Origin of the sequence: Pseudomonas sp. B2021 (assembly GCF_018135665.1) — a bacterium.
Classification (GTDB): Bacteria; Pseudomonadota; Gammaproteobacteria; order Pseudomonadales; family Pseudomonadaceae; genus Aquipseudomonas; species Aquipseudomonas lactis.
This window is the reverse complement of the sequence record NZ_SMOF01000001.1, coordinates 2,896,718-2,911,342: the sequence shown is the minus strand read 5'-3', so window position 1 is coordinate 2,911,342 and position 14,625 is coordinate 2,896,718. Positions and strand designations below refer to the sequence as shown.

The window sequence follows — 14,625 nt, the reverse complement described above, 5'->3', positions numbered from 1 at the left end:
CTATTCTCCGGCCAGACTCGATCATGAATAAAGCCCACCTCAGTGCTAAATGATATGAGCCAAATGAATATCGCCCAGGTTGACCTGAACCTGCTCAAAACCTTCGAAGCCCTGCACGACGAGTCCAGTGCCAGCCGTGCGGCGCTGCGCCTGGGTGTGACGCAGTCGGCGATCAGCGCGGGCTTGCGGCGCTTGCGTGAGCTGTACGGCGACCCTTTGTTCGTGCGCACCGGACGCGGCCTGGCGCCCACATTGCGGGCCAACCAGTTGAAACCGGTGATCAGTGAGGCATTGGATCGCTGCCGCCAGAGCCTGGCGATGATCAGCCCTCAAAACCTGCACTACGAGGGGCGCTCGGTGGTGCTGGGGCTGTCGGATGACTTCGAGATTGCCTATGGCCGAAGCCTGATGGAGGCCATCGCACTGCGCCTGCCCAAGTTACGGGTGATCTTTCGCCAGACCTACAGCCAGATCGTCGCCGCCGCCCTGCTCGACCGCACGCTGGACCTGGCCATCACCGCCGGCGGTTTTACCGAGCGCCGGCTGAGCCGACAGGTGCTGGGGGAAGGTGACTATCGTTGCCTGGTAGACCCCCATAGCCTGGCGCCGGGCCAGGAGGTCATCGACCTGCAGGGGTTTGTCACACGCGAGCATGTACTGGTGTCGTCAGGCGGGTTTATCGGCATTACCGATGAAGGCTTGGCGGCGCACGGGTTGCGCCGCCACGTCTGCGCGTCCACCAGCCACTTTGCCGCGCTGCCGTATCTGCTCAAAGGCAGCACCGCAGTAGCAACCATTCCCGGGCATGCGGCCCACGCCATTGCGCAAATGACCGGCCTGCGCGTGCTGCCCTGCCCGCTGGCGCTGCCGCATTACCCGGTGGAGTTGGGCTGGCGTACCCAAGCTCAGCTGGACCCGTTGCTGCTCAAGGTGCGCGAAGCGATTGTGGCGTGCTTTACTTCGCCGCCGCCATCAGCTTGTTGACTTCACTGCGCACCATGTTGGAAAACTCCGGCGGCGACATGCCGTCGAGTTCGGCACGTACCCATTCGGCCCACTTGCCCTTGCGCTTGGCGCGCTCACCGAACAAGCGTGCGGCTTCGCCCTTGGCCTTGCCCAGGTTGGTTTGCCACAGGTCGTAGAGGCGCGACTTTTCATCTTCCAGCTCGGCGCGTTCGGCGAGGGTCTTGTTGGCGAGATTGAAGCTCATGTTGAATTACCTGCTGCACAAATAGGTGACATCTTACACTGTAGGCCCAACGTTCCCGATCCGGATTTTGCCTCGGATGAGCGCATGGGGAAAAAAACTGCAACTTTTGCCTCCCCCCGATACTCCATTGTTCACTGCCACATCCACCTGCAAGGAGTCACTCAATGGCCCGCAAAACCGCCGCCCAAGCTGTCGAAGATCAAATCAAGGACCAAGCGTTCAGCGAACTGAGCGCGTTGATCGAAGAGTCGGACAAACTGCTCAAAAGCAGCGCATCCCTGGTGGGCGAGGAAGGTGAAACCCTGCGCGAGCAGGTTGCCATCAAACTCAAGCAAGCCCTGGAATCGGTGTCCAATGTGCGTGAACGCAGCAAGCCGGTCGTGGATGCCACCGAGACTTACATCGGTGGGCACCCATGGCAGACCGTGGCCATTTCCGCAGGCTTTGGCCTGGTGGTCGGCCTGTTGCTGGGTCGCCGTAACTGATCCATTCAGGCTGCGCCCCCCGCGCAGCCTGTTTCACCCCGCCGCCAACGCCCTCAACTCGCGCAACGCCTGCGCGTCCAGTTCGATCCCGGTTTCCTGCGACTTCGCCCGCGTACGATGGCGTCGGTCCCCCGGCAATCGACGCAACCCCGCCGCATGCATCTGCCGCACCAGCTCCTGGCTGCGTTGGGCGAAGCTTTGCCCAGCGGTTTTACTCGGGTCGATCACGATCAGAAGCTGGCCTGTCCACGGCGTGCGCGCACCTGGGTGGTCCGTCCAATCGAATTCAAAAGAGAAGTTGCCGCCCGTCAACGCTGCCGCCAGCAACTCCACCATCATCGACAGTGCCGAACCCTTGTGCCCGCCAAATGGCAACAGTGCGCCGCCTTCCAGAATGGCTTTAGGGTCCTGGGTCGGCTGCCCGAGGCTATCGACGCCCATGCCCGGTGACAACCGCTCGCCTTTGCGCGCGGCGATTTGCACGTCGCCATGGGCGATGGCGCTGGTGGCCAGGTCAAACACAATCGGCGCACCGTCGGCCCGGGGCGCCGCAAACGCGATGGGGTTGGTGCCGAACAACGGACGATCCGCGCCGTGGGGCACCACGCAGGTCATGCTGTTGACCACGCTGAGTGCCACCAGCCCCTCCTCGGCAAACGGCTCGACGTCCGGCCACAGGGCAGCAAAGTGATGGGAGTTATGGATTGCCAGCAACGCGATGCCGGCGCTGCGTGCCTTCTCCACCAGCAACGGGCGCGCCGCCGCCAGGGCCGGCTGGGCAAAACCATTGCCCGCATCGACGCGCACAAAGCCTGAGGCCACATCGGTCACGCTGGGGACGGCGGTGCCGTTGACCCATCCACTGGCCAGCGTCGAAAGGTAACCGGGGATGCGAAAAATACCGTGACTGTGGGCACCGTCACGCTCGGCACTTGCGCAGTTGTGCGCAAGAATCGCAGCAACCTGCGCCGATGTGCCGTGCCGAACGAACACCTGATGAAGTAACTCCTCCAGTTCAGCGAAGCGGATCGAGGCACAAGCGGTGGCAACTGTCGGGGACTGCGCAGACATTTGAAGCTCCGTTTTTATGATTGGAAGGGGCAACGAATGGGACATCCAGACCCTCGATTAAACACCACGCACGCTCTGCGTTGTCAACGTGCGCAGCGCTGAATATTTACCGCCTTGCACCACGGACGCCTGCCTACCCTGTGCTTTTCCTGGCACGCCGGAGACAGGCTGTGGTTCGCTTAACGCCCCCGTATTTCTTCCCTGAGTTTCTCAAACCCCAAGGCAAAGCCTCGCCCACTGCTCGTGAACGTACGCTGGGGCTCACCGCCAAAGACCTTGATTGGCTGTACAACCTTTACCTGGCTACCGACGAGTCTCGGCAGGACACAAGCCGGCATGATCACCCCATGCGTGTTGAAAAGGTCCTGATCAACATTTCCGGCAAGCCCCCCATTCCCCTTGCCGGCGCGTTCGCGATCAGCCCGACACCCGACGCCGCCAAGGCATTGCTCTACACCCCGGATAACGGCATACAGGTCTATGACAGCCACGCTGCCCTGCTGAGCGAATTGATCGAGCAATTGGAAGACCCACTGCAGAGCGCCCCTTTGCTGAGCTACCTGTCGATGGACCAACGCAATGCGCTGGGCGCTGAAACGCCCATGGTGTTGACCACTCAGCTCATCGAAGGTGAAGTCATGCCGGAGCAAGCACGCATGCTCCAGGCCTGCCAGCTGGATAACGTCAAGGCCATGCTCGTCCACCTGCAAAAAACCCCGACCTTGCCTGACATGCTCGACACGCTGCTGAGCGTCATGGCCCGCCCCCATTTCAAACACCTGGATCAACGGGACACACGGGTCAATGTCTTAACCCGCGAAGCTGAGCAAGCAACGCCACGTTGGGTCAACTCGCAGACCTTGAGCGAAGCGCTGCTGCAATTTTATGTGCGTCACAGGTGGCCCAAAGGGCAGATACGCGAATACTCGAACCCAAAACATGACACCACTGGCTTCACTGCCTCCGAACAGGAAGAAGATCACCGGCGTTGGGAGGCCTTGATCGAACAAAGCTCCAGTACTTTCTCGAAGCTGTTGGAAAGCCTGTTGCAGACCTACTGGAATGAAGATATCGACAGCGGCACCTCGCGCGTGGATTTTTTTGCTCAAGGCGTGGCGCAGAAGTTTCGCCTCGATGTGTTGCTCAAGCGCCAGGGCGAGATTATTACCGCCGAGGAAAGCCACGCACTTCAGGCCCTGTTCCTCAGCGACCAAAGCGCCCGCAGCGCCCATGCCGAAAACCTCAGCGTGGAAAAGGTGCGCCTTTATGCCCCTCATCAACATTACGTTGAACCAGCGAGCACCTTGATGATCACCGAGCACCACGCGTACCTCTACACCCAATCGCGCGGGTTACAGGTGCTGGAAAACCTCGACGACCTCAAAGACCGGTTACTGAGCATGCTCAAGGCCGAAGGCTACGAGGACGAATGGCTCAACTTCCTCTCATTGGATGAGCGCGACACGCTGCTCGGCCTGGACCCGATCACCATCGCGGCAAGGCCGATACCCGGCAATGTGTTCGTGACCTTGGTACAAGACATTGCGCGCAAGCAAACGGACAACCTTAACCACGCCCTGGAAATCTACCGGCGCAGCGATGGCCAAGTGGACCTCACAGCCCTGCTGGACAGTGCCCTGGACGTACGTGCCTTGCTGGACAATCAACTGGCCACACTAGAGACCAACGGGCGCTGGACCTTGCATCCGGTCACCCGTGGTAATGGCCGCCCTACGACCGTCAAGGCCGAGCGCGCCCGGCTGCAGCTTCAGAACCTGCGGGCGATTGAGCGTGCGCTGGCGATGGAGCGCGCGCACCACCCGACCTTACGTAGCATCGTCGCTGACACGCTCAACGCTGAACTGCAACTGCAGCAACAGTCAGTCAAAGCCGAAGAGGTGTTTATCAATACCTACGCCACGCGTGCCCAGGAGCGTGAAGAGCGTGCGACAGTGCAGTCATTGAGCATGCTTGAGCACTTCATTGAACGTCTGGCCCAAGAGGCGCCTGCGGTGCCCTTCTCGTCCAGGACGAAGTTCTATACGCGGGGCGAAGGCAATGTCTTCGTGCAATTGCCAAGCATGACGCTCAAGACGTTCAACACCGTCATCGAGCGCGTCCTGCTGCTGTTTTCCAAGCACGCCATGCGCCAGCAACCCCATGAGTTTCTGGTCAAGACTCACGCCAAACACGCCCACTCGATGCTGGTGGGGTTACGCAGCGAAGCCGAGCTGAGGTCGCTGGATAAAACCCTGGCGCCCACAAGCCAGGCCATTCTCGACACGCTACTTCAGCCCGACAGTCTGTCGCGCTTGACCCGCCATGGCCTTAACGGTTTTTTGCCGGATGCCTATGGCTTGACGCTGGACCTGAACGCCGTCGATACGCCACAACCGCTGGCCAATATTTTTGTCATCACTGAGCGCGGCGGTCTCGACCCGCAGCGCTCGGGCCAGGCGCTGCTCTGGACCCCGCGCCTGGGCTACGAAGTCTTTGCCTGCGTCAGCGACCTGCGCGATGAAATCACCCAACGCCTGGCGCACCCGCTCAACAGCTTGAGCCTGCTGGAGAACCTGCCGTTCTGCTTGCGCGAGCCCCATCAGGCCTTTCGCCAGGGGCCGCTGCAACGTATCGATCAGGACCTTTTGAATGACCGAGTAAACAGCTACAACGACGCGGTCATGGCGGGCGTTGATCACTTGCTATCCATGGGCCTTGGGGCCCGCGCCTTGCAAGACCGGTTGGACGCCGTCATCGAACAGCCGCCGCCCACCAACCTTGGCAGGGCGATCACGCTGGCCGATGCCATGGTCAACCAGCAGGCACTGCCGGTGTGGCTCGGCATGGCGCCGCCTCAGGAGCAAATCCACCAGGCCGAGCTTCTGGAGCAGTACTGCAACAACGCCGGCGAGGAGCACGACTACCTGCATGACATCCAACCCATCCGCGCGTATGCCTTAACCACGCTGACGGCGCTGCTTGAGGCGCGCTTTCCCGGCAAGGGGCTCAACCCCGATGACATCCTGATCCCCACCCATGCGGTGCTCGATGTGAATGTCGACAACCTGACCGACTTTGCCTTGCGGCACTGGCCAAACCTGACGGCGCAACACATCCGCCCGCGCTCACGCACCGCCAAGCCATTACCAAAAGCCCTGGACGCCAGTGCGGTGATACAAATGGTGCGACAGCTGGACCTCAAAAGTGCTTATCAACAACGGGTGCGAAGCCAGCTTGAAACAAAAACCGACGATGCGCGCCAACGCAGACGCCTGTTTTGCCGCCAATTGCCTTGGCAAGCGTTGCAGTGCGCCCACGAACACAGCTTGCAGGAACGCCTTTCCACCCAGGCGTTAAGCCTGGTGCAACAGATTTTCGATATGCCGGACGCCGTGGCCCGCGCCTCACTCAGTGGCGCCACGGCGATGATTCGACCGCTGGAACTGATCGCCACCGAAGGCGCCAGTACCGCCAAAGTGCTGGGCGTGTACCTGATCGGCCCGCAGAGTCCCGGCGATGGACCATGGGTGCTTTACGCGCCGTACAGCGAACAACATGTGTTCAAGGAATATACGGATGAAACGGCCCTGCTCGATGAGATACAAAGGCCGGGCGCACTGCAGGACTGGGTGCTTATGCACCTGGAAGATCCGCACCAGGCCACTTACCGCCACTTGCTCAAAGACAGTCGCCATCGCCCCTCCGATATCAGCCTGGCCGCATCGCCAGTGGCGGGCAATGTGCTGCATTACCTGTTCAGTGAAAATACATTGATGTTGCTCAAGTTGCTGGGAAGCCAATTCGAAGAAGGCGCCAAGACCTTGTGGGACCATGCGACCCGCTTGTTCGGCAAGGAAATCCCCACGGCGGTACAGTTCATGGCGGGCAAACTCGCCTACCCGCTGGTGGTATGGCGCAGCTACACCTTATTCAAGCGCTCGGCCGACGCCTTGCAACTGCACCAGTGGAAGGCTGCGCTCAAGGATTTCGTCAGGGGCGTGGCGCAGATGGCCGCCCTGCGCAGTGCGCTGGACGGCACCGCCCTTGCACCGCCCACCGAAAAGGAGCGCTCGCTGGCCGAGCTGACAGACACGTCACTGCCCGCCGCCACCACCCTCGACACCTGGCATATCACCAGCCCTTCGCGCACCCGGCTGCAGCCGTTCGAGGCACAGGATGTGGCATTGCAAGACCTGAAAAAAAGCAGGCTCAGCCAGGTGTATGAAGACCGCAAAGCCTCGAAATACTACGTGCCGCTGGCCGGCAAGGTGTATAGCGTCAAGAAAGCCGCACAACGCTGGCGCCTCGCCAACGATGAGCAGGTTGGGCCGTACATCGGTCGCAATACGCAGGGCATATGGGTACTGGAGCTGGGCGACCAAGAGCCGCGCTTCGGCAGGGCTCAGTCATACCTCAAGACATGGCGAAACGAAGCACGGGATATCAATATTGAAGCGGTGGGCATCCGCGATATCGGTGCGTTGACCTACTGGAAAGCCCAAGCCATCACCGAAGCGCTGAACTTTGCGACTTATTACGCGCTGAACTGCCGCCGCAACGTCGCGCAATTCGCCACACAACGCGACCCGAACAGCCGGGTTGGGCGCTTTTTGGGAGAAATGTTCGGTGTCGTCACCCTGACGCCGGACCAGGTTTCGAAAGTCACCAAAATAATCGACGAGATAATCAATGAGCTCACCGACCCCAGCTTGACCGGTCCAAATTCCATGCGTTTTGTGGTGGGCACCAGCCGACAGGATCCCGCATCGGATTATGCGTTCATGATTCCCGCCGACAGAGAGCGAAAACTGTATCTGCTGAGCCGCTTCTTCGACCCCAATCTGGACGTTTATCAGAACCGCTTGCTGGAAAATGTGGCCTTCAACATATCGACGCACGCCAGGGCCAGTACGCTGATTCACGAATTGACGCACTTGAAGCTGGACACCGTAGACATCGCCTACCTGGACAGCATGCGGCCCTTCCCGGACTTGATCAATATCCAAAGGCCCGGCGCCGCAGTGCTTAAAACCACCCTGGAAGATCTGCGCAGCACGGCGTTATCGACGATGACGCCTGCAACCATGCTGTTCAAGACTCAAGACAGTCTCACCGAGCTGTGGGAGGATTTCCAGCCAGGCTCGGCAACTGAAAAGAAAATTTTCAAGGCGACGGGCGCCAAGACCTTGCAGGACGCCAGGGTCATCTTCATGTCGGTACCTGACAAACGCATTGATACCATCCTGGCCAACGCAGACTCAGTGACATACCTGATCACCCACCTTGGGCGCTACCTGGAGCCGGGAGCCTGAGCGGCCCCCGGCAGGAACATCAGTCTTTCTGGTCACGCAGCACATTGCCAGAAGCGCCATCGATGCGGGCTTCATATACGGTGCCATCGGATTTGCGGCCTTTGACTTCCCAATAGCCATTGTCATCGGCTTCAGCGGCGTAGACTTCAACGTAGCCGGCCTTGGTTTTCGCCACCTCGATGGCTTTTTCAATGGTGATCCAGCCTGCACCCGGCTTGTCGGCCATGGCGGCGCCAGCGCTCAACAGCGCGGAAGTAGCACACAGGGCGATCAAGGTTTTCTTCAACATTTTCGTACTCCATAGTGGACGACAGGTTAATTCCTGATTTTTTAGGCGCACGCAAACAAGAATAAGTTCCAATTGATGTGCAATCGCCATGATGCGGTTCTCGCCGTCTACCTTGGGAGGTTAGAATGTGGGAAATCAGGATGAGTTAATGAGCGAAAAGCCCCTTTCAGAAACCGAATATGACGCCATCACCGACGCCGCCGCGCATTGGTGCATGCGCCTGCATGCTGCAGATTGCACAGCGGGCGAACGTCAGGCTTTTACCCAGTGGCACGATGCTCATCCGCTGCACGCCTTCGAATATGCGGCCATGCTCGAGATCTGGGACGTGGCCGATCTTCTGCCTCGCGAAAAGCCTGACGCGGTGGTGGTGCCCCTCAAGAAGCCGCGCAGCCGCCTGCGTACCTACGCGGTAGCCGCAGCGGTGTGCCTGGCGGCATTGCCGCTTGCCGCCTTCACCGGCTGGGAAGCGGGCTGGTTGCCCAGTTCCTATGAACGCTTCGAAGCCGCCAATGGCTTGAAAAAAGTCACCTTGGGCGATGGCAGCCAAGTGGAGTTGAACCTGGGCACCGAGTTGGTCTACAGCCACTACAAGGACCAGCGCCGGGTCACCTTGAAAAAGGGCGAAGCGTTCTTCAAGGTCGCCCACGACAGTAACCACCCGTTTATCGTACGGGCCGGCGAAGGCCAGGTGCGAGTGACCGGCACGCAGTTCAATGTCTGGGAATATGAAGACCAGGTGCGGGTGCTGTTACTGGAGGGCTCAGTGCAGATTTCCAGCGACGGCGAGCATGCCAGTGTGCCGCTGAGCCCTGGCATGCAAGCCAGTTTCCGCCAGGGTGACGCCACCCCGCAGGTCGCCGCTATTAATCCCGATGACACTGCGCTGGCATGGCGCCAGGGCAAACTGGTGCTCGACAACCTGACCCTGACGGACGCCCTGCCCCTGATCAACCGCTACCTGAAAAAGCCGGTGATGCTCGCCGACGCCAGTACTGGCGCGATTCGCATCGGCGGTATCTACAACATCAACGAGGTCAACAACCTCGTGCCCTCCCTGCCCAAGGTGTTGCCGGTCTACCTGACCCAAAACCAGGACGGCAACCCGGTGCTCAATTCCATTCCGCGTAAAACTCCCAAGGGCTGAGCCCGCTCGCACGAACGGGTACGTTTGGGCCGCGGGTGTCCATTTTTGAAACACCTGCCTCGCCTGCATCGCACGCCGTGTGCGGATTCATGGTTCTGTCACAGGAAGTGTTACATCGCTGAGACAGCGTGAGGTGAGTACAGGCATATCTCAAGCGCTCAGGGCTGTTTCAAAGCTGAAACAGAGTTGCCATCACTTTGCCTCGACTTAAGCCCAACCCCTTGAATAACAACATCTAATAAAAAGCGGCACGCCTCCTGCTCCTTCCCTGATAACGCTGTTTAGGGTCAGCGTGAAGAATAAGGACTGCCGCCGTGAACACACTCACACACGCCTCGTCGATAAACGTACTTCTGATCAGCTGTGTGCTCAGTGCCGGTGTCAGCCTGACGAGCCAGGCGGGTGACGGCGTGATCGTGACCGGGCGCACCGTGCAGGGCCATATGTATGGGCGTACCTCGCTGCCCGACCCCTACCCCAACACGGCCAATGCCAACCCCAGCAAAGAGATCAACAGCGCCCTGACCGGCGAACTCAGCGACAGGGACATTGGCGGCATCAGCAGTGGTTCCAGCCTTGCCCGCACCCTTCAGCCCAATGGCAGCTTGTCGGGCCTGGGCGCCACCCAAAACAGCATGTCGACAATTGGCGCTGGCGCAGCGGCCGGCCACGGTGCGGGCAGCGGCAGCAGCATGGGCGGGCAGATCAGCGACTCGATCCAGCGTGGCATGGCGCCGCTCAACAATCTCGGCAGCATGATGGGGGGCAAGTGATGAAGCGCGCCCTGTTGATAGTCGCCCTGCTGGGCAGCGCCACGGCCATGGCCGACAACACTGCCGTGATCAACAACAGCGGCCAGCAGTACGACGGTGTGCTGTCGGTCAACCAGGCCGCCGGCAACCAGCAACAAATGTCCAACAGTCGCGCCATCGCGCTCGGTGGTCAGGCCACCAACGTCGACATTCAGCGCGTCGACGGCAAGGTCGACCCGTCCCTGAACGCCAAGGCAGCGATCCAGGGCAACTCATTCAGCAGTGGCAACGGTGTGCTGGGCATCAACCAGGCGGCCGGGGCCAATAACCAATCCATCAACGCTGTGCGGATCAGCCTCAACCCTGGCCCGCAGAGCATCGATGACAGCGTCCTGTTGCAACAGAACACGACGACGCTGGCAACCGACTCAGGGCTCACCCCCACCACTGGCAGCCGCCAGGTCGTGACCAGCGACCAGGCCTTCACCGGCAGCCGAGGAGTGACACAGGTGAACCAGAGTGCCGGGGTGGGGAACCGAGTGGCTAACACCCTGGGCATCACTATCAAGTAACCGCTTGGTAGACGTTCGTTAGACCGTACCAACACTTAACCAACTAATTAGAAGCAAGGAGAAACACCATGAAACCTCAAATGGCTCTGAAACCAATGGTTTTCGCTCTCGCCGCACTCATGGCTGCTGCTGCTCAAGCGGGTGGCTGGCATCCAACCCCACAACCCACCGGTACCGTGGCCGCTGTCGTCACCGATGTGCAAAAAAGCGAACACAACAAATTCGACGACACCAACACCGAGAACAACGCATCAGCCGACAACTCGGTAAATAGCAACAGCGGTAATGTCGGGGTCAACGCACAATCAGGTTCCGGCAACCAGGCTGACAACGCCGGCGCCATCTCCAGTGCCAAAGGCGACTTCGCCACCGTGTTTGCCGTGATTGATGTCGACCAAGGCAGCTCGCATAACAACTTCGTCAATAAAGGCACGCAAAACAACGCCTCCCTGGACGGCTCCATCACCGGCAACTCCGGCAACGTGGGTTACAACGGCCAGGCCGGCCAGGGCAACCAGGGTAAAAACAACCTGGCCATCACCACCGCTGACGGCAAGAACATCGCAGCGGCCTCCAACACCGAGCAGAACTCTCTCAACAACAGCTACCTGAACACGGCCGCCAGCAGCCATGGTTATGGCAAGCCTCAGTACGTGTCCAACAACGCAAGCCTCGACAACTCGGTTAACCGCAACTCCGGCAACGTAGGTGTCAACCTGCAATCGGGTGCGGGCAACCAAGGCAGCAACAGCCTGTCGATCGGCCAAGGTTGCAGCGTCTGCGCCAGCGGCGTGCGCTTCTGATCCAACGGGGCCTTGGCGACAAGGCCCTTTTTTATTCCAGTGTCCAACAGGTCATTCGATCATGCGTATCGCGACCCTTACCCTCTTGATGTTGCTCACCGGCACGACCTGGGCAGGCACCATGGCGATTTCCGCCATGCCCGGCGGTGCGGTGATTTTCAAGAAGGTCGAGAGTATTCGCGAGCGCCGGTTCGCCAACCTGGTGGAACAGAAAACCGATTTCAGCTGCGGTGCCGCGGCACTCGCCACCATCCTGCGCCAGGCCTATTGGCTGGACGTCGACGAAGCACACATCATCAAAGGCATGCTGGTCACTGCCGACCAGGACCTGGTACGAACCCAGGGCTTTTCCATGCTGGATATGAAGCGCTACCTCGAAAGCATCGGCATGCGTGCCCGGGGCTACAAGATCGCGCCCGAGACCCTGCTGACCGTGAAAATCCCCGTGGTGGTGCTGCTGGAAATCCGCGGCTACAAGCACTTCGTGGTGTTGCAACGGGCCGACAAGGACTGGGTGTACATCGGCGACCCCGTATTGGGCCACAAGCGCTATTCCCATGACGATTTCGTCAAAGGCTGGAATGGCATTGTCTTCGCCGTACTGGGCGAGGGTTACGACAAGGCCAACGTGTTGCTCGACCCGCCCCTGCCGCTGACCGCCAAGAGCCAGATGAATGAGTTCCGGCCCGTGGGCGATGCCGAGCTGATGGATTTCGGTTTTATCCAGAGCGACTTCTTCTAGAAGCGCAATAAGGGGCAGGACGCCCCAGGAGCAGCAGATGAACACTTCCCGTTGGCTGACGGTCTTGTGTCTGGCCGCCTCAATGCCTGCTTATGCGTCCTCGGGGTTCAAGCCCATCGAACTCAAGGACGCCGAAATGGCCGAGCTGCGTGGCCGTTACGTGATGCCGGGGCGCATCATCAGCTTTGGCATTGTCATGAGCAGCACCTGGACCAATGCCGAAGGTAGCAACATCACCGGCACGGCCAACATGCAGATCGATAAAACCACCATTACTCCTCAGTTCTATGTGCAAACCACCGGCTCGACCGGTACCGGTACCCCTCCCAACACGGGCACCGGCAATGTGGTCGGGGGTGCCGGCCTCGGCAGCGGCCAGGGCGTGACCCAAAGTGTACGCACCGCCGGCGATGGCAACGCCGCCTACAACAATGTGGGCATCAACGTCGAGAATGGGGTTACCCCCGCCAATAACCTGCAGTCCGGCCAGGTGCTGGTGGCTGGCGGCACAGTGACCGGCGACAGCGCCGCGGGCCGTGTCAGCGTTTCGGCAAACAATGCCGGCGTGCAGATGGCCATCCAGGCCAATCACAACCAGGGCAACAGCCTGCAACAGATCGGCGCGGGGAACGTGCTGCAGGGCACGGTTTTGACCGGCGATAGCAACCTTGTCAGAAACATCACCCAGATCAATGTTGTGATGAACAATAACGGGCTGAACAACGCCGCGTTGAACTGCAACCTGGATCAACTTAAAGGCCTACGCACGCTCGGTTATTGAACTACGCTGACCCTCGACACTTACGCATTAGAAAAGGACGGCTTATTTCATGCATCGATCGTTATCGCTACGTGCGGTGGTTTGTTTGAGTACGCTCTTGCCCGCATCCGTACTGTATGCCGCGCCAGACGCTGACATCGAAACCCTGAAGAAGGAACTGCTGGAACTCAAGCAACGTTACGACGTGCAGCAAAAAGCCCTGGCGGTGCTGGAGCAACGTGTGCGCCAGGTCGAGGACCAACCGGCAACGCCTGCCCCCAGGCGCCTGGCTAAATCACCTGCCGACTTCAAGAACGGCGCTAACGCTGTCGCGGCCAGCGGTACGGGCGCAGCCGCGGCGTCCGGAGGCGCTGGCGGAGGTGGCAGCTCCTACGGCCAGGCCCTCAAGGACGACTCGGCCCCTGCGCAAAGTGTGAGCAACCTGTACAACGAAGCCAGCGGCTTTTTCGGCAACGGCAAGTTCAGCGTGGAAACCGGCATCACGTATGCCCGTTATGACGCGCGCCAGTTGACGCTCAATGGTTTCCTGGCGCTGGACTCGATCTTCCTGGGCAACATCAACCTGGACCGGATCAAGTCCGACAGCTGGACCCTGGACCTCACCGGGCGCTACAACGTCGACAACCGCTGGCAGTTCGACCTGAACGTGCCGGTGGTGTACCGCGAGTCCACCTACCAGTCGGGCGGCGCCGGCAACGACGCCACGGCCACCTCCGAAGGCTCCGTGACCCGCGACCCGACCATCGGCGATGTCAACTTTGGCGTGGCCTACAAGTTCCTCGACGAAACCCCGACCTTGCCGGATGCGGTGGTGTCCGTGCGCGTCAAGGCACCGACGGGCAAGGAGCCTTTCGGCATCAAACTGGTCAAGCAACCGAACAACGACAACCTCTACGTGCCCGAAAGCCTGCCGACGGGCAACGGGGTCTGGTCTGTTACACCGGGCATCTCCCTGGTCAAGACCTTCGACCCGGCCGTGTTGTTCGGTTCGTTGTCGTACACCCACAACTTTGAAGACTCTTTCGATGACATCAGCAGTGAAGTCAATCAGAAGGTGGGAGGCAAGGTGCGCCTGGGCGACAGCTTCCAGTTCGGGGTCGGCGTAGCGTTTGCCTTGAACGAGAAGATGAGCATGTCGTTCTCGGTGTCCGACCTGGTGCAACGCAAGAGCAAGCTCAAGCCGGATGGCGGCGACTGGCAATCGGTGGTGTCCAGCGATGCCAACGCCGGTTATTTCAACGTGGGCATGACCATTGCCGCCTCGGATAACCTGACCATCGTGCCGAACCTGGCGATTGGGATGACCGATGATGCGCCGGACTTTACGTTCAGCCTGAAATTCCCATATTACTTCTGATTGGCTTGCCCGCAGGCGTTGTGTCAGTTGCTGCATCTGTGACTGCACTACCGCTTTCGCAGGCAAGCCAGCTCCCACATTGGCCATGCATTGCCCACAGAATC

13 protein-coding genes are annotated in these 14,625 nt (G+C 59.9%); 10 read left to right on the top strand and 3 right to left on the bottom strand.

Annotated features, from left to right (window positions below; all coding sequences use genetic code 11):
- Positions 1–63 precede the first annotated feature (63 nt).
- Complete coding sequence (locus tag E1K68_RS12865) at positions 64–984, top strand: LysR family transcriptional regulator (RefSeq protein ID WP_034135473.1); 921 nt, start codon at positions 64–66, stop codon at positions 982–984.
- On the opposite strand, the gene E1K68_RS12860 is transcribed toward E1K68_RS12865, so the two are convergent.
- Positions 956–1,210 (bottom strand): hypothetical protein, encoded by a 255-nt coding sequence (locus E1K68_RS12860; RefSeq protein ID WP_003190904.1) that lies wholly within the window; start codon positions 1,208–1,210, stop codon positions 956–958. The two genes, E1K68_RS12865 and E1K68_RS12860, sit on opposite strands and share 29 nt — an antisense overlap.
- A 164-nt stretch (positions 1,211–1,374) precedes the next feature.
- Between E1K68_RS12860 and E1K68_RS12855 the strand changes: the two genes are divergently transcribed.
- The gene (locus tag E1K68_RS12855) at positions 1,375–1,695 is read left to right on the top strand and encodes a DUF883 family protein (protein ID WP_019817806.1); all 321 of its coding nucleotides are present in this window, start codon (positions 1,375–1,377) and stop codon (positions 1,693–1,695) included.
- 33 nt (positions 1,696–1,728) lie between these two features.
- Here E1K68_RS12855 and E1K68_RS12850 read toward each other — a convergent pair whose 3' ends face one another.
- On the bottom strand, positions 1,729–2,766 hold the full coding sequence (locus tag E1K68_RS12850) for an Ldh family oxidoreductase (RefSeq protein WP_003190901.1): 1,038 nt from the start codon (positions 2,764–2,766) through the stop codon (positions 1,729–1,731).
- 170 nt (positions 2,767–2,936) lie between these two features.
- Between E1K68_RS12850 and E1K68_RS12845 the strand changes: the two genes are divergently transcribed.
- A complete protein-coding gene (locus tag E1K68_RS12845) occupies positions 2,937–8,078 on the top strand; it encodes a DUF6543 domain-containing protein (RefSeq protein ID WP_212614179.1) in 5,142 nt (1,713 codons plus the stop codon).
- A gap of 19 nt (positions 8,079–8,097) precedes the next feature.
- Here E1K68_RS12845 and E1K68_RS12840 read toward each other — a convergent pair whose 3' ends face one another.
- Positions 8,098–8,367, bottom strand: a complete 270-nt coding sequence (locus E1K68_RS12840; protein ID WP_003190899.1) for a PepSY domain-containing protein — start codon at positions 8,365–8,367, stop codon at positions 8,098–8,100.
- 148 nt (positions 8,368–8,515) lie between these two features.
- Between E1K68_RS12840 and E1K68_RS12835 the strand changes: the two genes are divergently transcribed.
- The 7 genes from E1K68_RS12835 to E1K68_RS12805 all read left to right on the top strand — a co-directional run bounded on the left by E1K68_RS12835 (position 8,516) and on the right by E1K68_RS12805 (position 14,521).
- On the top strand, positions 8,516–9,514 hold the full coding sequence (locus E1K68_RS12835) for a FecR family protein (RefSeq protein WP_212614178.1): 999 nt from the start codon (positions 8,516–8,518) through the stop codon (positions 9,512–9,514).
- A 314-nt stretch (positions 9,515–9,828) separates the two neighbouring features.
- Complete coding sequence (locus E1K68_RS12830) at positions 9,829–10,287, top strand: hypothetical protein (protein ID WP_003190896.1); 459 nt, start codon at positions 9,829–9,831, stop codon at positions 10,285–10,287.
- Complete coding sequence (locus E1K68_RS12825; protein ID WP_003190894.1) at positions 10,287–10,838, top strand: hypothetical protein; 552 nt, start codon at positions 10,287–10,289, stop codon at positions 10,836–10,838. Before E1K68_RS12830 ends, E1K68_RS12825 begins: the two co-directional genes overlap by 1 nt.
- A gap of 68 nt (positions 10,839–10,906) precedes the next feature.
- A complete protein-coding gene (locus E1K68_RS12820; RefSeq protein ID WP_003190893.1) occupies positions 10,907–11,641 on the top strand; it encodes a hypothetical protein in 735 nt (244 codons plus the stop codon).
- Positions 11,642–11,702: 61 nt separating this feature from the next.
- A complete protein-coding gene (locus E1K68_RS12815; RefSeq protein ID WP_019817800.1) occupies positions 11,703–12,383 on the top strand; it encodes a C39 family peptidase in 681 nt (226 codons plus the stop codon).
- 37 nt (positions 12,384–12,420) lie between these two features.
- Positions 12,421–13,164, top strand: coding sequence for a hypothetical protein (locus tag E1K68_RS12810; protein ID WP_003190890.1), 744 nt, complete (start codon positions 12,421–12,423; stop codon positions 13,162–13,164).
- Positions 13,165–13,213: 49 nt separating this feature from the next.
- A complete protein-coding gene (locus E1K68_RS12805) occupies positions 13,214–14,521 on the top strand; it encodes a hypothetical protein (RefSeq protein WP_003190888.1) in 1,308 nt (435 codons plus the stop codon).
- Positions 14,522–14,625 lie beyond the last annotated feature (104 nt).

Bases quoted from the DNA above. Each gene is read 5' to 3' on its own strand.
- E1K68_RS12825 (WP_003190894.1), top strand. From the start codon at position 10,287: ATGAAGCGCGCCCTGTTGATAGTCGCCCTGCTGGGCAGCGCCACGGCC.
- E1K68_RS12815 (WP_019817800.1), top strand. From the start codon at position 11,703: ATGCGTATCGCGACCCTTACCCTCTTGATGTTGCTCACCGGCACGACC.
- E1K68_RS12860 (WP_003190904.1), bottom strand. From the start codon at position 1,210: ATGAGCTTCAATCTCGCCAACAAGACCCTCGCCGAACGCGCCGAGCTG.
- E1K68_RS12810 (WP_003190890.1), top strand. From the start codon at position 12,421: ATGAACACTTCCCGTTGGCTGACGGTCTTGTGTCTGGCCGCCTCAATG.
- E1K68_RS12805 (WP_003190888.1), top strand. From the start codon at position 13,214: ATGCATCGATCGTTATCGCTACGTGCGGTGGTTTGTTTGAGTACGCTC.
- E1K68_RS12840 (WP_003190899.1), bottom strand. From the start codon at position 8,367: ATGTTGAAGAAAACCTTGATCGCCCTGTGTGCTACTTCCGCGCTGTTG.
- E1K68_RS12865 (WP_034135473.1), top strand. From the start codon at position 64: ATGAATATCGCCCAGGTTGACCTGAACCTGCTCAAAACCTTCGAAGCC.
- E1K68_RS12820 (WP_003190893.1), top strand. From the start codon at position 10,907: ATGAAACCTCAAATGGCTCTGAAACCAATGGTTTTCGCTCTCGCCGCA.
- E1K68_RS12855 (WP_019817806.1), top strand. From the start codon at position 1,375: ATGGCCCGCAAAACCGCCGCCCAAGCTGTCGAAGATCAAATCAAGGAC.
- E1K68_RS12835 (WP_212614178.1), top strand. From the start codon at position 8,516: ATGAGCGAAAAGCCCCTTTCAGAAACCGAATATGACGCCATCACCGAC.
- E1K68_RS12850 (WP_003190901.1), bottom strand. From the start codon at position 2,766: ATGTCTGCGCAGTCCCCGACAGTTGCCACCGCTTGTGCCTCGATCCGC.